This is a genomic window from Leeuwenhoekiella aestuarii, assembly GCF_004104055.1.
Lineage (GTDB): Bacteria > Bacteroidota > Bacteroidia > Flavobacteriales > Flavobacteriaceae > Leeuwenhoekiella > Leeuwenhoekiella aestuarii.
Window position 1 is genome coordinate 580,272 of record NZ_QOVJ01000002.1, and the last position, 19,599, is coordinate 599,870.

A 19,599-nucleotide genomic window follows, 5' to 3' on the forward strand; every position below is an offset into this window, starting at 1 on the left:
GCTTTATTAATGCTCTTTTGTTTCGTAACTTCGCGCAATCTAAAAATTGCACATTTATCATGCAAAAACGTATTGCAGATTTCCTGTTTTCTACCCGTTTAATGGCCGTTTTATTTATTGTTTATGCTGTAGCACTAGCTACAGGAACCATTCTTGATGCCGGTCAGGAAACTTCACCCACTCCTTATACTCGCGAACTCGTTTATGAAACCTGGTGGTTTGAGTTGATTCATATAATTTTCATCGTTAACTTTTTAGGTAACATTTGGCGTTTTAAGCTTTGGCGAAAAGAAAAGTGGTCTACGTTGGTTTTTCACCTGTCCTTTATCCTTATCATCTTTGGAGCAGCTTGGACGCGCTATGTGGGTTATGAAGGTGTTATGCCTATTAGAGAGGGAGAAACTCAGAATACTTTTTTAAGCGAAAAAACCTATTTGCAGGTCTTTATAGATGGAGAAAAAGACGGCGCCCCTATGCGGAGGGTTTTAGATCCTAAGCGTTTGAATCTTTCAACAAGGCTGGATAATAATTTTGATTGGCAAACTGATTTTGCAAGTAAACCGGTAACTATTTCCTATTCTAATTTTATAGATGGAGCTGAAGAAGGCTTGATCGAAGACCCTGATGGTTTAGCCCAGCTTAAAATAGTAGAGGCTGGTGATGGTCAGCGCCACGAGCATTACTTAGAAGAAGGGCAGGTTGCGAGTATTCACAATATGTTATTTGCTTTAAACAAGCCTACAGAAGGTGCGATTAACATTGGGTATGATGGGGATAATTATACGCTAGACACTCCGTTTGAAGGAAGTACCCGTGTTATGGCAACTCAAACGGATTACGAGGTCGCAAAAGACAGTGTTCAGGAATTGAAGCTGAGAGCACTATATCAATTAGGGGGTATGCAGTTTGTAATCCCAGATCCGGTGATGAAAGGTAAAAATGGTATTGTTGAAGCATTCCCAAAACAGAAAGGCCAGGCTGATGCGTTATTTGTAACCGTAAAAACGGAAGACGGACAGGAAGAAATAGGTTTATTAGGAGGTAAAGGCTTTAGCAATGAAATGGTTTCTACAAAAATCGGAGATCTTACTTTTCATATGGCCTACGGAAGCAAAGCGGTGGAATTACCATTCTCAATTAGACTCAATGATTTTATTGCAGAACGCTATCCAGGTACTACTAATGCATATTCTTCATACAAAAGTGAAGTGACGGTTATTGACGGGCCACAAACCAGTTTTGACTATGATATTTTTATGAATCATGTTTTGGATCACAAAGGGTATCGCTTTTTTCAGGCGAGTTTTGATCCTGATGAGTTGGGTACGGTACTTTCAGTAAATCATGATATGGTGGGGACATGGATTACGTATATCGGTTATTTTCTCTTGTATTTAGGTTTGATGATTATTTTGTTTGATAAAGGAAGTCGTTTTGGAGACCTAAAAATAAGATTGGATAAAGTAAAAGCTAAAAAGGTGAAGCTAACCGTAATCGTTATTCTTTTCGCCCTTTGCGGAACTAAAACTTTTGCACAGGAAGAGCAGGTAATAGTAGAAAACGGAAATACCAAAGTCGTTGAGCAAAAACCTGAAGATATAATTCCGGGTACTGCGACACTAGAACAAGAACAACACACAGCTCCTACGAAAACCCAGGTAGACTCGATGCTGATGGCTAATAAAGTACCTGCAGAAGAAGCAGCGAAGTTTGGCAAGTTGGTTATACAAGACGATGGCGGACGTATGATGCCGGTTAATACTTTCTCGAGTAAGTTGCTGCGTAAATTGAGCCGAAGCGACAGATATGAAGGGCTTACGGCAGATCAGGTTTTCTTATCTATGGTTGAAACTCCGTTTTTTTGGTATAATGTAGATTTTATTTATATCAAAAAGGCAAATGACAGTTTGCGCGGAATCATCGGTGTTCCTAAAGGTCAGGAGTTTGTGAGTGCTATAGATTTTATAGACAATATGGGGCGTAATAAACTCGATCCCTATATCACCAGCGCGTATCAAGCTGAAGTGAAAAACAATTTTGATAAAGACTTTATAGATATTGCAGAGCGTCTGGGGTTATTGAATCGTGCCGTGAGTGGTGAGATCTTAAAGATATTCCCTCTTGTGGATGATGAAAATAACAAATGGGTTTCGTATCCAGAACTGAATGAATCTGGTTATAAAGGGATGGACTCTCTATATACCAAACAGATTCTTCCGCTCTATTTTTCAGCTTTAAAAGAAGGAAATGAAACCGGAGATTATTCGAAGGCAGATACTTTTTTAAAGAGTATTAAAAGTTTTCAGGAAAAATATGGTAGTTCGGTAATGCCTTCTCAGGACAAAGTAGATGCTGAAGTCTTTTACAACAAGCATGATATTTTCACAAAACTCTATTGGATGTATTTGCTGGCGAGTATCGTTATGTTTGTTTTTGTGATCATTCGCATCTTTAAAGACAATACGTTCATTAAAACGATGGTTCGTATATCTGGTGGAGCAGTAGTATTACTTTTTGCGCTACACACCTTAGGCTTGATCTGGCGTTGGTATATATCTGGTCACGCACCATGGAGTGATGCCTATGAGTCTATTTTATACGTAGGTTGGGCAACTATGTTTTTTGGATTGGCCTTTGGCCGAAAGAGTTCGCTCACTATTGCCAGTACTGCGTTTGTTGCGGCGTTAATTCTTTGGGGGGCAAGTATGAACTGGTTAAACCCTGCAATTTCAAATTTACAACCGGTTTTAGACAGTTATTGGTTGATGATACACGTTGCGGTTATCGTTGCCAGTTATGGTCCTTTTACGTTAGGAATGATCTTAGGTCTGGTTTCGCTTCTTTTAATGTTGCTGACTAATTCTAAGAATAAAACTAAAATGGAACTCAATATCAAAGAGCTCACAATCATCAATGAGATGGCGTTGACGGTAGGTCTGGTGATGCTTACTATAGGTAACTTCTTAGGAGGGCAATGGGCCAATGAAAGTTGGGGACGTTACTGGGGCTGGGATCCTAAAGAGACCTGGGCATTGATCAGTATTATGGTTTATGCATTTGTGATACATATGCGTTTAGTTCCCGGTTTACGCGGCAGGTGGTTTTTCAATCTTATGGCAATATTAGCTTATGGAAGTATTATGATGACCTATTTTGGAGTGAATTTCTGGTTGTCTGGTTTGCACAGTTATGCAAGTGGGGATAATATATTAAACCTTAATAGAGCTATCGGTATTTTTATAGGTGTAGTTGTGTTTGCTCTGTTAGCGTATCCTAAATACAAGAAGTTTTACAAAAAATAAGATTGCTCAATAGGTTATAAAAAGTTTTGGTCTGCACTTAGTTGAATTGGCTTTTTGCATATCAAAACTTTTTCATTTGGACTCAATCCATATGTATTGGTATAATCTGATGTAAACTCATTGACATCAACACAGAATCCAGCTTGTTCTAATCTTTTTTGAAGTCCATCAACAGCATAAATCCTCACATGATCCGATTGCCCAAAATGCTGTTTTCGATCTTCAGGTGCTGTTATTGTAGAATCTTCATAAGTGTCACCTTCTTTAAAAGGCGTTTGTATGATGCAGGTGCCTCCAAATTTGAGAACCCGAAATAATTCTTGCATAGCTTTTTTATCCTCTTCAATATGTTCTAGAATATGATAACCTATTATTAGATCAAAGCTCTCGTCAACTGAATCAATTTTGGTGATATCAAAAGAAACATCAGACCAGAAGTTTTCTGATAAATCAGAGCTTAAATAATGGGGTTGTTTTTTCAATACTCTGTAAATACTTCTTGAAGGTGAGCAGTGCAGTATTTCAGTTTCCGGATTAAGAAATCCATCATTCACTATTTGGTAAAGTCTTCTGGTTCGTTGAAGGCTTCCGCATCGCGGACATAATCTTTCGTTTTTAAGCGATACAAAATTGGATAATCCTTTTCTGCAGAGATTGCATTGGTATTTAGTTCCTTTATAAAAAAGATAATAGAAATACCGAAGTGCATACTCATATCTAAACAATAAACGCCTGGGGACAATTTTTAAAATAAAGCTCTTAATGCTTGTATACATAAATTAGAAAAGTTGCGTTATATGAACTTTTATTGGCGCCGCCAAAGGGTTTAATACCCCGAGGCTTGCCTCGAAATTGAAAATTTGTTGCTAACGAATGCCTCGTGGGCTTGCCCCGAGATAGTTTACTCGATAATCGAGATTTAAACTTCAGAAGCGTACTTATAAAGTGATCTGCTGAAATGTATCACAATATAAAACTTTAGATAAACAAAAAAATGGCCGTCTATACAGACAGCCATTTTTATTAGTGATTAACCTTCTTAAAGCCCAATTAAAGTTCGCCAACCATATCTTCTGGTTTCACCCACTCGTCAAATTCTTCCTCAGTAACATAACCCAGATTTACAGCTTCTTCACGCAGCGTTGTTCCGTTTTCGTGAGCTGTGTTTGCGATTTCAGCAGCTTTATAGTATCCTATTTTTGTGTTCAGCGCAGTAACCAGCATTAGCGAATTTTCTAACATGGTTTTAATACGGGGATGATTGGGTTCAATACCCGCAGCACAATGCTCTTCAAAAGAAGTACACGCATCACCTATTAACTGGGCGCTGTGTAAAAAGTTTGCTGCCATTACCGGTTTAAAAACATTGAGCTCATACTGTCCTTGCATTCCGCCAACAGCGATAGCCATATCATTACCGATTACCTGAGCACAAACCATGGTAAGCGCCTCACATTGCGTAGGGTTCACTTTCCCTGGCATAATAGAAGATCCCGGCTCATTTGCAGGAATTGTGATCTCCCCGATACCGGAACGTGGTCCACTCGCTAAAAGACGAATATCATTGGCGATTTTATTCAAAGAAACTGCAAGTTGCTTCAAGGCTCCATGAGATTCTACGATCGCGTCATGAGCAGCAAGCGCTTCAAATTTATTGTCTGCAGTTTTAAAAGGCTGTTCTGTAAATTTTGCAATATAATCTGCAACTAATTTTGCATAACCTTTAGGCGTGTTTAATCCGGTTCCTACTGCGGTTCCACCAAGAGCCAGTTCAGATAAATGATCTAGAGTATGCTCAAGCGCTTTGATCCCGTGATCCAGTTGAGAAACATAACCTGAAAATTCCTGACCAAGGGTTAGGGGAGTAGCGTCCATTAAATGCGTGCGTCCAATTTTTACTACCTCCCGGAACTCGTCAGATTTCTTTTTAAGTGTATTCCTCAATTTGATAACGCCCGGCAGGGTAACTTCCATTACTTTTTTATAAGCAGCAATGTGCATCCCGGTTGGGAACGTATCGTTTGAAGATTGCGATTTATTGACATCATCATTAGGTTGAAGTGTTTTATCACCTTCTCCTAATTTTTTTCCGGCTAGCAGATGTGCGCGGTTTGCGATCACTTCATTCACATTCATATTACTCTGGGTACCTGAGCCGGTTTGCCAGATTACAAGCGGAAACTGGTCGTCGTGTTTTCCTTCTAAAATCTCATCACAAACTTGAGCGATCAGATCTCTTTTTTCTTCAGAAAGCACTCCCAACTCTGCATTGGTATAAGCAGCAGCTTTTTTAAGGTAAGCAAAACCGTAAACGATCTCTAAAGGCATGGAAGCCGGGTTGCCAATTTTAAAATTATTGCGAGAACGCTCGGTCTGAGCCCCCCAGATTTTATCTGCCGGAACTTTAACTTCACCCAGCGTATCTTTCTCTATTCTGTATTCCATTTTGGTATTTTTAGTGGTCTAACAAAAATAAAGGTTTGTCGTTAATTTTTACTGTTTAGGATGGTTATAAATCTGTTTATAAATTAAAAAATGAGTTGTGTTTTTTACAAGATAAATACTAAATTTGCCACAAGACAAAAACCATATTATGTTTGAATTTGATCAATACTTAGGCTTCTTAGCGTTTTTAACCATTTTAACCATCGGGTTTTGGTTAATGATATTTTTAGTTTCTATTCTTCCTTATTGGATTGGTGGTGCGTTTGTAGAACGTATGAAGGAAATCCGTGAGAAGAAAAAATTAGAAAGAGGAAATTCGTAAGTATTCTTACTATATACTTTTAAGTGAATAGTCCTGCTCAATATGAGCAGGACTTTTTTTTTTGATAGGAACTAAACTCCTATTATTTGCTATTCAAAATTGTATTGAAAATAAAAAGCCTTCTCAACTGAGAAGGCTTTTTTGAATTAGGGAATGAAAGGGTATTGCGGTTAACCTTGGTAATCGCCTTCATCATCGTCACCACCTGTTTGGCGATTTCTCTGGCTTTCGTTTTTACGCTGATTGAAGCGGTACACAAATGATAAATTAATCTGACGTTGTCTCCACTGAAACTCACTATCTCTAGTAAATAAATCATTTGTGGTAATTTGACTTCTTTTTCTTCCGTTTAGCAAGTCACTTACATTCATAGAAATCGTACCATTATCACCTAGAACATCTTTACTCAATGCAAGATCAATAGATAATATACCGTCTGTATCAGACTGTGCATTTTGTGAAGCACCTCTGTAAAAAGCATTGGTTTGCCAGTCTATATCTAGCGGAAGTGAAACCTTTGAACTAAAACGTGCAAAGTAACTGGTGTTTTTAGCACTATAGTCTACATTATTAAAGAATCCTTCTGTGTTGAATTGAAAGAAGTTAAAGCTACCATTCAATCTTAACCATTTTACCGGATTGTATAAAACACCCAATTCTGCACCTAAACGTTCGTTACTTGAAAGGTTTACAGGAATACTTCTGATTACCGTATTTCCATTGGTGTTGCTTCCTTGTCCCTGTAGCTCAATAATCTCTTGTACAACTTCAAAAGATTCGGTTTCACGCTGAAAATAAACCGAAGAGGTAAGGGTTAATTTATCCCATCTCTTTAAATAGCCTAAGTCATAAGCATTTGCAAATGCAGGCTGTAAATTAGGATTTCCCTGAAAGACGTTATTCCGGCTACTTCTATCCGGAAACGGATTTAAGAACCATCCTCTTGGGCGGTTGATACGGCGGTTATAACCCAATGTGATATTCTCCCGATCATTGAGTTCATAGGTTACATTAAGCGTAGGGAAGAGGCCTAAATAATTGTTGTCAAAATCAGTATTGATCTCAAAACCATAGATATCCTGTAGTTCTGCTTCCGTTAGTGCAGAACCTATTTTTCCTTTAAGTTGTGTGTTTTCTAAACGCAAGCCTGCTAAAACAGAAAAGTCCCCAAATTTACTTCCTAACTGTGTATACGCAGCATTTACATTTTCGGTGTAGTCAAAGAGGTTGGTTAAGGTATCATTCTGAACAAAGTTGTTGGAATTGGCAATCTGCTCTTGATTTACACGATAGTCTGTAACTTCATTTTCAAAATTACCTCGGTAACCTGCTTCAAATTGAGAACCTTCACCAAATGGAAGCACATAATCTGCCTGAATCAAATATTCGTTTTGCTTTTCGTTAGTCAATAAACGTTCTGCTATAATAGGGGTGGTATCTTCCGTGTCAAAAGTGATATCTTCATTGATAAATGTATTTTGAATCTCTTTACTGGTCGCATATTGAACATCTGCAGTTAATTGATGTCCTTCGTCATTAAAGCGGTTGATGTAATTTAGAGAGAATTGGTACCGATCATCTTTTTCTTTTTGACGTTCTATACGTGTCGTCTCAAGAACTTTAGAAGCATCCCTAAAGCTTTCAGTAAGGTTTGTTGTTTCGTCAACATCATTACCATTTCGGTAGAAAACAGTACCGGTAATAGAAGATTTATCAGATATATAATATTCTAATCCAAGGTTGGTATTGAAACCCCGGTTTAGACGCTGAATATCGCGATCTTCAATAATACGATCGTAAGTAGGAGTTACCTCATTTGTCGTATTGTATTGTGTATCAAAATATCCGTTACCCGGAGAACTTGAATAGCGGTACCCCGTAGTGTTGAAAATATTGAATTTATCTGTGCGTAAATTTAGATTTGCTGAAATACTAGCCAAGTCAGGGTTACCCACACTTGTATTTAAGGACCCGTTAAAACCTAATGTTTTCTCTTTACGTAAAATGATATTCAAAATACCGGCTGTACCTTCTGCGTCATATCTTGCAGAAGGAGAGGTGATCACCTCTACACGCTCTATGGCATCTGCCGGAAGTTGTCTCAAAACATCAGTAGAACCATAACCAGCAATCGCTGAAGGTTTCCCATTAATGAGTATGCGTACATTGTCGTTACCTCGTAGACTGATGCTTCCTTCTACGTCTACAGAAACCGAAGGAACGTTATTTAAAGCGTCACTTACCGTACCACCAGCTGTAGTTAAATCTTTACCAATGTTGTAGATTTTTTTATCCAATCTGATATCTACCGTAGTGGTTTCGGCAACCACAGTAACTTCATCCAGATCAGAGGCAGCAAATTCTAATTGCGTTGTCCCGAGGTTTAGATCTCCAGATATCTTTTTAGTAAGAATAATGGGCTGAAAAGAAATGTACTCGATTTTGATCGTGTACTCTCCTGCAGGAACTTCAATAGTAAAATTACCGGAAGTGTCTGTAATACCCCCTTCCACATCCTCAGCATTATTAACATCTGTGACGGTAATTGTAGCATATTCTAAGGGGATACCTGCATCTTTATCAACCACTTTACCTGTGATTGAGTACGTTGAAGATTGAGCGTATGTCAGGGTTGTAAATACTAAAAGTAACCCCAACAGGAAAATATTTTTCATAGTCATTTTTTGGTTTCAATACTTAGACTAAGAAAATAAGAGAGGTTTAATTACAATTGGTTAAAATTCTGTTAAGATAAATCGATTTAGCTTAAGAGCTTCTTAATGTTTTCGGGAGGTCTACCCACAACGGCTTCATTGTCAAGAATTACGATAGGACGTTCTATTAACTTCGGGTTTTCGACCATAGCCTGAATAAGCTCTTTATCAGACATATTCTTTCCCTTAAACTGCTCTTTCCAGATAGCTTCATTCTTTCTAACGAGTTCAATTGGAGCAATTTTTAGTTTTCCTATAATTGCAGCTAACTCAATATACGAAGGAGGTGTGTCTAAATATTTGACGATATCAAATTCTTTACCAGACTCTTCTAATAGAGCTAAGCCTTCCCGGCTTTTGCTACAACGTGGATTGTGATATATTTTTAACATAATTACAGTTCGTTACTGGTTTCTTTTTGGCCGGTCATCATCAAATACGCTTTAAGAAAAGCATCGATATCACCGTCTAGAACGGCATCAGTGTTCCCGGTTTCTTCACCGGTGCGAACATCTTTAATCAATTTGTAAGGGTGTAATACATAATTACGTATTTGCGATCCCCATTCAATACTTTTCTTTTCAGCTTCTATCTCATCACGAGCAGCCTGACGTTTTTTTAGTTCGATCTCATAAAGTTGAGACTTTAGCATTTGCATAGCCTTTTCTCTATTCTCCAACTGAGATCGTGTTTCACTGTTGTGTATGACAATACCGGTAGGGTGGTGGGTTAAAATCGCTTTGGTTTCTACCTTGTTCACATTTTGACCACCAGCACCAGATGAGCGGGCAAAATCCCAATTTATATCTGCCGGATTGATCTCTATTTCAATACTGTCATCTGCAAGCGGATACACATAGACCGAAGCAAATGAAGTGTGTCTTTTAGCGTTGCTGTCAAAGGGGGAAATACGCACCAATCTATGAACGCCATTTTCACTCTTCAACCAACCAAACGCATAGGGTCCATCAATTTCTAAAGTAACGGTTTTTATACCGGCAACATCACCTTCCTGATAATTGAGTTCTTTAATCTTAAAACCATTTTTTTCGCTCCACATCAGATACATACGCATCAGCATTGAAGCCCAATCGCAACTTTCAGTACCTCCGGCTCCAGCAGTAATTTGCAAAACAGCGCTTAAATCATCGCCTTCTTCAGAAAGCATATTTTTAAACTCCATCCCTTCAATAAGCTTCTCAGCTTTGTCGTATTGCTTAATTACTTCGTCTTCAGTGGCGTCACCTTCTTTATGAAATTCTAACAGAACCTCCAGATCTTCGGTAAGTATAATGGATTGTTCAAAATCTTTAACCCAATTCTTTTTTTCACGGAGATTCCGCATAAAAGCCTCGGCTTCTTTTGGGTCATTCCAAAAGTTAGGGTCAAAGGTTTTTTCTTCTTCGTTTTGTATTTCTATTCGTTTCTGATCTATACCTAAATGCGTTTTGAGCGCATCAATGCGCTGCACAAGATCTTTGATCTGATCGCTCGTTATCATGCTTAACCGGTTTGTACGAAAGTTACTCTTTTAAAAATAGATCACCGCAGATCCAACCACTTAGTGATTGCTGGTTCTCTTTTTAAAACTAAAGCAAACCTAAGAAAATTAAACGCTATACTATAGATAATAACAGGCTTTTAAAGCGCTGTATTCTCATTGTTGTCCAGTTGCTGTCTAAGTTGCTGTTGCTGTTGGTATTGCTGATTTTGCCATTGTGATTGAAAAGCCAACTGTTGTTTAAACGGAAGCGGCTCAAACAATTGATTTTCAGAAAATACATCAGGATCGCTTTCTGCCCGCGCATTTACTTCAACGGTATACGAAGTTTTATTTGCCGCAGAATTGCTGTAAATAATCCCCTTAATAGGTGCGCAGTCTCCGTAATCTTGTCCGTGAGCCACTTTTATATGGTTTTCAAGAGCAATCAAATTATTAGCAGGATCAAAACCTAACCATCCTTTTTCAGGAATGTAACATTCTGCCCAGGCGTGCATTTGAGAGTCACCTTGAAAACCATTGCCCTGATGCAAATACCCGGAAGTATATCGTGCAGGGATGTTATTAAGACGTGCAATAGCTAAGAATAAATGTGTGAAATCCTGACATACACCAGCTCCTTTTTCAAGAAACTGAACAGGAGTTGTTTTAACGTCCGTTACACTGGTTTTAAAGGTAAAGGTTTTGTAAACCCACTCATTCAATTCTGTCAGGTTATCAAAAATAGAACGCTCCTCAGAGAACTTAACGGGTAACTGTGTTTTTTCTAACTGTGTAAGCGGCGTTATGCTGAGAAAACGCTCATAATCAATCTTAAAGTTAAGGCTTTTGATCAACGCATAATGCTCAGGATTAGCAACACTGTCTAATGCCGAAAATGGATTAATTACTTCTTTACTCATGATGTAACTCGCCTCAAAACTTATAGTATCAAAAGGTTTTTTGGGGTGTACTCGACAAATAGGAAATCCAAATGTATTTGTAGAAGTTTCGATGCCTGTGTTTAGCGAATTTGTGAATTTAGAAATTCTTACGTGCTGGGTTTTATTTTCTTCAGGTCTTAGAAGAAATTGCCAGAAAGCTTCATCAACCGTAGACTCGTACGTGTTAACAGCTTTGTATTTAATTGTATATTCCAAGATATAGGGGGTTTAACCTGACAAAAGTACTATTTAAACCCGTAGTATTTAAATATTTAATACTTGAAGTATTCCTTCTCTATTTTATTTGCGATATCAATAAGCGTATCCTGGATCTCTTCTATGAAGTGCTCAATGTTGCCTTCTATAGTATCTACGGTCTTGTAGCGGTATTCTGCATGGGTTTTTCCTATTAAAAAAGCGGCTGAATCCTTCTCCGGATATTTATCTTCATTCAATACATTGATGTGATTTTTTACCTGTACTAAACTATTCATTACCGAGCGTGGACACTCCGGATTGAGTATCAAGAACTCTAAAGTGCTTAAACTTGTAGGTGTTTTTTTATAATGCCTGCGCATCATATCATACGCTTCAATACACTTTAAAAGTGTCGTCCACTCATAACTTTTACTGAATTTCTTATCGTATCCCCCCTGCGCTTTTAGCGCGTCATAATATTTAGCCTGAATAATGCGTACTATCTGCGTTGCCCGCTCAATATTAACGCCTAGCATGATGATCGCATACACTTCATCGTGCAGCAACGTTCCTCGTATTTTTGCTCGTATAATAGAGGTGGATTCTGCGATCTGTGTGGTAAAATCAAACAGGCCTTTACTTACAAAAAAGTCGGCATCATAATTTAAAACAAAATGGTAAAACTTATTTATAGACTCATAGAGTTCTGTTGATATGAGATCTCGCGCACCGTTTGCATTTTCCCGGGCATACTTGATACAGTTTAAAACCGAAAAAGATTCTTCAGGGTTTAAGCCTATATCGTAGAATGCATTTTTTTCAGTAAGTTCATAACCCTCTTCAACAGGACCGTTAGCCATAAAGAGCAAGGAGTGGAGGACGTGATCTCTGGATTGTGACTTTTCATTAGGAGCATCTAGTGAAGAAAAATAATTAACATTGAGGTATCTGGCAACATGTTCCGCGCGTTCAATATAACGGCCCATCCAGAATAAATTATTCGCTACTCGTGCAAGCATAAATTTGTTTTTACTTTATAATTTGAAGTTAAGTTGCGTCAAAAATTTATTTTTTTAAGACCCATGTATCTTTAGAACCACCTCCCTGAGAAGAGTTTACGATAAGATTTCCTTTTTTAAGTGCTACTCGGGTAAGACCTCCTTTGAGTACGAAATCTTTATCTGCTCCCTGTAAACAAAATGTTCTAAGATCTACGTGGCGCGACTCAAAAGATTCACTTTCTTCAATATATGTGGCGTGAACAGAAAGACTCATTATAGGTTGCGCAATATATTTTCTTGGACTCGCCTGTATGGTTTTCTTAACCTTTTCGATTTCTTCTTGTGTAAGCCGATTCCCTATTGAAATCCCATAACCACCGGCTTCATCAACAGGTTTGATAACCAGCTTGTCTACATTTTCTAAAACATATTTTAATTCGTCTGGTCTGCTACAGTGGTAGGTATGTACATTATTAAGAATAGGTTCTTCCCCTAAATAATATTTGATGATCTCAGGCATATAGGTGTAAACCGCTTTATCGTCTGCAAAACCTGTCCCCGGGGCATTTACAAGACATACATTTCCTTTTTTATAGGCTGAAAATAAACCCGGAACTCCTAAAGCAGAATCTGGTCTAAACTCTAAAGGATCTAAAAATGCATCATCTATTCTGCGGTAAATCACGTCTACCCGTTCTGGACCTTTAATGGTCTGCATATAAACAAAGTCATTTTCTACAAAGAGATCCCGACCTTCTACAAGTTCGACTCCCATTGACTTGGCGAGATACGAATGCTCGTAGTAAGCAGAATTGTAAACTCCCGGAGTGATCACGACACAATTAGGTTCATCTACACCGCGTGGTTTTACAGACTCCATAATTTCCAGAAGGTTCTGAGCGTAATCTGTTACTGTGTGTGCATTATAATGATTGAAAACTCCAAACAAAGCTCTTTTTAATGCGGTACGGTTACAGATAACATAACTCACCCCAGAGGGGCAGCGGATGTTATCTTCTAAAACGTAATACTTACCATCTGAATGTTTAATCAGGTCAGTTCCTGAAATATGATTGTAAATTCCTCCCGGCGGATCAACTCCTATCATCTGGTGTAAATAATTAGCAGATGAAGTAATCAAATCCAAAGGCACAATACCTTGCTTGATGATTTTCTTATCGTGATAAATGTCCCAAATAAAATGGTTTAATGCTTTGCTACGTTGTAAAACGCCTCGCTCAATAGTATCCCATTCTTTCTGATCGATTATTCTGGGGAATAAATCAAAAGGAAAAATCTTTTCTTTGGCCTCTTGATCTGTATAAACCTGAAAGGTGATCCCCTGATTGAAAAAGGAGGCTTTAGCCTTATCATTCAATTTGGCAAAATCCTGACTTGAATGACCGCTGTAAAGATCAAAAAGTGTCTGATAAACTTTTTTTACATTTCCTTTTTCATCAAATATCTCATCATAAAATTTAGGATCTTTATCATAAGAAGCAAAGATTGATTGTTGGGTCGTAGCCATTGGTGATTAGTTTTAGTTAAATTAATGATTTATCAACTAAAAGCGCATAATAAATCATTAATTATCCAAAATATAACTGCGTTATCAGCATTTTAATCAGCCTAAACTGAAAATCTTTTAATAATTAACAATAACTTTTCAAATTTGTTCCTTTTTAACTAACTAGCTATTCTCAAAAACAGACTTTATAGATGAAGAATAAAATTACGATCGCCTTCCTTTTATTAGCTTCAGTGGTTTCTGCTCAATTTTTAGATAAAAAGGAAAACCTTAAAACTCAAAAGGGGTTTTTTTCCTTTCATTATAGTGAAAAGGATGATGCAATTTACCTTGAGGTCAAGGATCTCGATTCAGAATTTCTATACGTACATGCTTTAAAAAGTGGTTTGGGTTCTAATGATATAGGGTTAGATCGTGGGCAACTAGGTGGTACAGCTTTGGTAAAGTTCATAAAAGCAGGCAACAAATTACTTTTAGTACAACCCAATCAGGATTATCGCGCCCTAACTGATAATGTTGCGGAAAAAGAATCGGTACAGGAGGCTTTTGCAAAATCTGTTTTATACGGGTTTGAGATCAAAGAAACTAAAGATGCTACTTATGTGATTGACCTAACTCCTTTTTTGATGGAAGATACCCATGATGTGGCTCAACGATTGAAATCTAATAAAGAAGGTACTTATAAAGTTGATCAATCCAAAAGTGCATTAGCATTAGCGCATACTAAAGCTTTTCCTAAAAATGTAGAGTTTGAAGCCTTACTAACATTCGCCGGCACTCCTGAAGGACGTAATTTAAGATCTGTAGCTCCAGATGCCTCTTCGGTTTCTGTAGTACAGCATCACTCGTTTGTAGCATTGCCTGATGATGAATATGAGCCGCGTGCTTTTGACCCACGTTCTGGTGCTATATATAGACACTATAAAGACTATGCTAGTCCGGTACAAGATCCTATAGATAAACGTATTATTATAAGACACCGCCTTCAAAAGAAAAATCCTGAGCTTGCCGTTAGTGAACCCATTGAACCTATTGTTTATTATTTAGATCCGGGAACTCCGGAGCCTGTTCGTTCTGCATTGTTAGCCGGTGCCCGCTGGTGGAATCAAGCCTATGAAAGTATAGGATATAAAAATGCCTTTCAGGTCAAAATGCTGCCGGAAGGCGCAGATCCTTTAGATTTGCGTTATAACGTGATTCAATGGGTGCATCGCAGTACAAGAGGATGGAGTTATGGAGCCAGTGTTGTAGACCCTCGTACCGGTGAAATCTTAAAAGGTCACGTAAGTTTAGGTAGTCTGCGAATCCGTCAGGATTTTATGATCGCTCAGGCGCTGATGAATAAACCCTTTGCAGTGAGCGATGCTGATTATGAACCGATGTTAGCACTGGCTCTTGCACGCATCAGACAACTATCAGCTCACGAAGTAGGGCATACCCTAGGTTTTGCTCATAATTTTGCGGCAAGTGTTGCAGATCGCGCTTCGGTTATGGATTATCCACATCCTACAATCCGTCTGAAGAATGGTACAATTGATTTTAGCGATGCGTATGCAGTAGGAATAGGCGATTGGGATAAGGTTACTGTAGCTTATAGTTATGGGGATGTGCCTAAAGGGATGACTGAGTCCTGGTACCTCAACGAAGTACTGGAAAAAGCTGAAGCAAAAGGGTTGCGTTTTATTACAGATAGTGATGCTCGTTCCTCAACCGGTTCTCACCCTGATGCCCATTTGTGGGATAACGGTGCACACGCAGCAGATGAACTGAATGCTGTTTTAGCACTTCGGAAACAAGCGATTGAGAATTTTTCAATAGATAATATTCGCACAGGTGAGAGCTATAGCACTTTAGAGGATGTATTTGTTCCATTGTATTTTTACCACAGGTATCAAGCCGAAGCTGCTATCAAAAGCATTGGCGGTTTACGCTACAATTATGCGGTAAAAGGTGATGACAAGCAGCAGGTTGTAGCGACTGTTTCCGAACACGAACAATTAAACGCATTACATTCGGTACTGAAAACATTAGATGCTGCATATTTAGCAATTCCTAAAGATAAACTGAGCTTATTTCCGCCCAGAGCATTTGGTTACAACCGAACGAGAGAAAGCTTTAAAGGAAATACCGGGATAACTTTTGATCCACTAGGTGCGCCTGAAACTGCAGCATCCATGACCTTAGGTTTTCTATTGAATGCAGAACGGGCTAATCGAATTGTTGCACAACATGCCTGGGATGCTAAACTTCCCTCATTTGATAAAGTGCTGAACATTCTCTTAGAACAAACACTTTACAAAGCGCAAAAAGACACTTATTTAGCTGAAGTTCAAAAAACTATTAACTACAGGGTGTTAGCGCATTTAAAACAACTTGCTGTAAATAGTAAAGCAATTCCACAGGTTAAGGCTATAACCTATTCAAAATTCTTAGATTTGACCATGAAACTGGCACTGTCTCAAGATGCAAATGACCGGTACATCGCTCAGGAATTAGGTAGATTTATCAAAGATCCTGATGAATTTAAACCTGTTCCTGCGCCTGAGATTCCAGATGGTTCGCCTATTGGAAGTTTTCAATGCCTTAATAACTAAACCGTGACCAAAGAAGAAATTGTAAGTAAACTACCTTACACAGACCCCTTTTTATTTGTAGATAAAATAACAAAGGTTACACAGACCCATATAACAGGAGAATATACCTTTGATGAAAACCATGATTTTTACAAAGGTCACTTTGTGAATTTTCCAATTACACCTGGAGTTATTTTGCTTGAATGTATGCAACAGATAGGTCTGGTGAGTTTGGGAATCTATTTATTACGGGATAAAGATTTTGATTTAAAATCGAATTCAACTGTAGCGATGGTAGAAAATGAAGCCCGTTTTTACAAGCCGGTTTTTCCAAATGAAAAAGTAACAGTACTATCTGATTTAGAATACTTTAGATTCTTTAAATTGAAGTCAAAAGTTAAGATGTTGAACGATGCGGGAGAAACCGTTTGTAATGGTGTTTTTTCAGGTATTTTAAAACCGGGCGATGCAAAATCATAGAGTAGTAGTTACCGGTCTCGGGGTTTGCTCCCCTAATGGTGTTGGTGTGCCTGCGTTTAAAGAAGCGCTAGAAAATGGTAAAAGTGGAATCCGTTTTTACAGGGAACTTGAAAAGCTCAAGTTTTCGTGCCAAATAGGAGGGATGCCCCTCATTTCTGAAGCTGTAAAAGCTAAATACTTTACGCCACTCCAATTACGTAATTTCAATGCAGCCGGAATTCTTTATGGAGTTGCAGCAGGTGTGGAAGCCTGGCAAGATGCAGGTCTAGCAGTTGATGACGAACAGTGTGATTTTGAAAGCGGAACCATTTTTGGTGTGGGCACACTGGGTGTAGACAAATACCGCGAAAGTATTTATAAAGTTGACGAAGGGAATACCCGCCGTTTAGGGAGCACCAGCGTGCAACAGACTATGAGTAGTGGTGTAAGTGCCTATCTCGGCGGAATGCTGGGTTTAGGGAATCTTGTAACCACAAACTCTTCTGCGTGCACCACAGGAACTGAAGCTATTTTTATGGCTTATGAGCGTATTAAAGCAGGTAAAGCAACCCGTATGCTTGCAGGAAGTACCAGCGATGGCGGGCCTTATGTATGGTGTGGCTTTGATGCCTTGCGCATACTCCCTTCAAAATATAATGATAATCCAACTCAGGCTTCAAGACCTATGGATGCTCATGCTTCTGGTTTTGTACCCGGTTGTGGAGCAGGAGCCCTTGTTTTAGAAACTTTAGAAAGTGCTCAAAAGCGCGGCGCTACGATTTATGCAGAAATTTTAGGAGGTCACAGCAATAGCGGCGGCCAGCGTCAAGAAGGTTCGATGACGGCACCTAACCCCGTAGCGGTAAAGCGTTGTATAACAGCAGCTCTATCTGATTCAGGAATAGCTGCTTCCCAAATCGATGTGATCAACGGTCACCTCACCGCCACTGCAAAAGATGATTTAGAAATTCAGAATTGGAGTGAAGCCCTGGGGAGATCTGGAGTCGATTTTCCCTATATCAATTCGTTAAAAGGCATGACCGGTCATTGCCTGGCAGCTTCCGGTAGTATTGAGTGCGTGGCTTCAGTCTTAGAATTGAAGCATCAATTTTTATTTCCGAATATCAATTTACAAAACGTTCATCCTGAGATCGAAAAAGTAATTTCGACCTCCAGAATTCCTACCCAAAAAACAGATTTAAACTTTAATATACTTGCAAAAGCGAGTTTTGGTTTTGGGGATGTTAACTGTTGTCTTATTTTTAGCAAAATTTAATTTCGCAAACGCGAAAAAACTACATGTATGAGTCAGGATATATACCCAAAACTTAAAGAGATCATTAAGCCTTATTTACCGGAAGACGTTAATCCTGATGCCATTTCTCCAGAGAGTCATTTGGTAACCGATCTCAACATAAACTCTACACACCTTGTTGATATCGTCTTAGATGTAGAGGATGCGTTTGACATCACCATTGAAGATGATGAGCTGGACAATATGGAAACGGTAACTGCTTCTATTGCCTTAATTGAGCAAAAGTTAGCAACACGTTAAAATCTTATTTCTGATACGTTAAGGGTCGTTAAAGTCATTTCTAAACAGTGCTTATTCTGCTATATTTCTTGTAAAAACTATTATGCAAGAAATCACAAAAATTACCCCTACCGATTATGATGTTATAGATGTTATCAAAACACGCTGGAGTCCACGTGCTTTTGACGATGTGCCTGTTTCTGAATCTGAAGTTAAACAACTTTTAGAAGCCGGTAGGTGGGCCTCTAGTTCTTATAATCAGCAACCTTGGCGTATTATTTATGGGATTAAAGGAGACGCGGTTTATGACCGTATACTATCATGTTTAATTCCATTTAATCAAGATTGGGCCAAGCATGCTCAAGTCTTGATGGTTACTGCTTATAAAAAGACAAATTTTGATGGAGACGCATATTTTCACGCACTGCATGATTTAGGTCTTTTTATGGGGAATCTTGTGATTCAAGCCAATCATAACGGTATTGCTGTGCATCAAATGGGCGGTATAGATCAAGAAAAAGCACATCAAGAGTTTGAGTTCACTTCAGATTTTGGGGTCGCTACTGCTGTAGCTATTGGTCGTTATGGCGGAGATCCGGATCAATTATCTGACGATTTAAAAGAACAGGAAGTTGAAAAAATGCGTGAGCGTAAACCGGTTGATGCGTTTGCATTTAATGGTAATTTTCAATCTAAATAATTAAGACTATGTTACGTACTCTATGTATTTCGGTATTGATTTTTGCAGGAGTAGCGGCTCAGGCTCAAATTCAATATTTAGAACAAAAGCCCGCACATATCGAGAAAACTGCAGATTCTTTGACTGAAATTTATTCTAACAAGTTGGGGATGACGCCAAAGCAAGATCTGTTGTTCAAGACGAATGTTGCCGACTATTTATTGATGCGTGAACAGGTAGCCAAAGAATACACGGGAAAACAAAAACTGGACGAACTTTACAAAGCCAGTCTTGAAGAAAGTGGTGCTATGAGTGAAGTATTGACCGAGTACCAATTTGAGTTGTATGAGAAAATAAAACCCTCTATTCAACCCATTGCTGTAGTGGAAAAAGATTGATCGTAAATCAATTACACTTCAT

The 19,599-nt window shown here is 38.5% G+C and carries 16 protein-coding genes; 8 read left to right on the plus strand and 8 right to left on the minus strand.

The features are described from left to right. Positions 1–59 precede the first annotated feature (59 nt). Positions 60–3,302 (plus strand): cytochrome c biogenesis protein, encoded by a 3,243-nt coding sequence (locus DSM03_RS08500; protein WP_128763108.1) that lies wholly within the window; start codon positions 60–62, stop codon positions 3,300–3,302. 14 nt (positions 3,303–3,316) lie between these two features. Here the strand turns inward: DSM03_RS08500 and DSM03_RS08505 are convergent, their stop codons facing one another. Together DSM03_RS08505 and fumC are read right to left on the minus strand one after the other, a co-directional pair. Then, complete coding sequence (locus DSM03_RS08505) at positions 3,317–3,856, minus strand: methyltransferase domain-containing protein (protein WP_236643943.1); 540 nt, start codon at positions 3,854–3,856, stop codon at positions 3,317–3,319. A gap of 496 nt (positions 3,857–4,352) precedes the next feature. Then, entirely contained in the window at positions 4,353–5,747 is a 1,395-nt protein-coding gene (gene fumC, locus DSM03_RS08510; protein ID WP_128763110.1) for a class II fumarate hydratase, read from the minus strand. Between the two features lie 124 nt (positions 5,748–5,871). Between fumC and DSM03_RS08515 the strand changes: the two genes are divergently transcribed. Continuing rightward, positions 5,872–6,069, plus strand: a complete 198-nt coding sequence (locus DSM03_RS08515; RefSeq protein ID WP_128760864.1) for a hypothetical protein — start codon at positions 5,872–5,874, stop codon at positions 6,067–6,069. Positions 6,070–6,239: 170 nt separating this feature from the next. On the opposite strand, the gene DSM03_RS08520 is transcribed toward DSM03_RS08515, so the two are convergent. From DSM03_RS08520 to DSM03_RS08545, 6 genes are all read right to left on the minus strand, one after another. Further along, the gene (locus DSM03_RS08520; protein ID WP_128760863.1) at positions 6,240–8,744 is read right to left on the minus strand and encodes a TonB-dependent receptor; all 2,505 of its coding nucleotides are present in this window, start codon (positions 8,742–8,744) and stop codon (positions 6,240–6,242) included. 86 nt (positions 8,745–8,830) lie between these two features. After that, positions 8,831–9,175 carry an arsenate reductase (glutaredoxin) gene (gene arsC, locus DSM03_RS08525; RefSeq protein WP_128763111.1) on the minus strand — a complete coding sequence of 115 codons (345 nt, stop codon included), beginning with the start codon at positions 9,173–9,175 and terminating at the stop codon, positions 8,831–8,833. Between the two features lie 2 nt (positions 9,176–9,177). Next, positions 9,178–10,284, minus strand: coding sequence for a peptide chain release factor 2 (prfB, locus tag DSM03_RS08530; RefSeq protein ID WP_128763112.1), 1,107 nt, complete (start codon positions 10,282–10,284; stop codon positions 9,178–9,180). 140 nt (positions 10,285–10,424) lie between these two features. Continuing rightward, positions 10,425–11,423, minus strand: coding sequence for a transglutaminase-like domain-containing protein (locus tag DSM03_RS08535; RefSeq protein WP_128763113.1), 999 nt, complete (start codon positions 11,421–11,423; stop codon positions 10,425–10,427). Between the two features lie 56 nt (positions 11,424–11,479). Further along, on the minus strand, positions 11,480–12,424 hold the full coding sequence (locus DSM03_RS08540; RefSeq protein WP_128760859.1) for an alpha-E domain-containing protein: 945 nt from the start codon (positions 12,422–12,424) through the stop codon (positions 11,480–11,482). Between the two features lie 46 nt (positions 12,425–12,470). Next, on the minus strand, positions 12,471–13,934 hold the full coding sequence (locus DSM03_RS08545; protein WP_128760858.1) for a circularly permuted type 2 ATP-grasp protein: 1,464 nt from the start codon (positions 13,932–13,934) through the stop codon (positions 12,471–12,473). 191 nt (positions 13,935–14,125) lie between these two features. Here DSM03_RS08545 and DSM03_RS08550 point away from each other — a divergent pair, with 191 nt between their 5' ends. The 6 genes from DSM03_RS08550 to DSM03_RS08575 all read left to right on the plus strand — a co-directional run bounded on the left by DSM03_RS08550 (position 14,126) and on the right by DSM03_RS08575 (position 19,577). After that, entirely contained in the window at positions 14,126–16,528 is a 2,403-nt protein-coding gene (locus DSM03_RS08550) for a zinc-dependent metalloprotease (protein ID WP_128763114.1), read from the plus strand. Between the two features lie 3 nt (positions 16,529–16,531). Further along, on the plus strand, positions 16,532–16,987 hold the full coding sequence (locus DSM03_RS08555; protein ID WP_128763115.1) for a 3-hydroxyacyl-ACP dehydratase FabZ family protein: 456 nt from the start codon (positions 16,532–16,534) through the stop codon (positions 16,985–16,987). Beyond that, entirely contained in the window at positions 16,974–18,242 is a 1,269-nt protein-coding gene (locus tag DSM03_RS08560; protein ID WP_128760855.1) for a beta-ketoacyl-[acyl-carrier-protein] synthase family protein, read from the plus strand. Before DSM03_RS08555 ends, DSM03_RS08560 begins: the two co-directional genes overlap by 14 nt. A gap of 27 nt (positions 18,243–18,269) precedes the next feature. Further along, the gene (locus tag DSM03_RS08565) at positions 18,270–18,521 is read left to right on the plus strand and encodes an acyl carrier protein (protein WP_128763116.1); all 252 of its coding nucleotides are present in this window, start codon (positions 18,270–18,272) and stop codon (positions 18,519–18,521) included. A gap of 82 nt (positions 18,522–18,603) precedes the next feature. Beyond that, positions 18,604–19,200 carry a nitroreductase family protein gene (locus tag DSM03_RS08570; protein ID WP_128763117.1) on the plus strand — a complete coding sequence of 199 codons (597 nt, stop codon included), beginning with the start codon at positions 18,604–18,606 and terminating at the stop codon, positions 19,198–19,200. Positions 19,201–19,208: 8 nt separating this feature from the next. Beyond that, the gene (locus DSM03_RS08575) at positions 19,209–19,577 is read left to right on the plus strand and encodes a hypothetical protein (protein WP_128763118.1); all 369 of its coding nucleotides are present in this window, start codon (positions 19,209–19,211) and stop codon (positions 19,575–19,577) included. Positions 19,578–19,599: the final 22 nt, after the last annotated feature.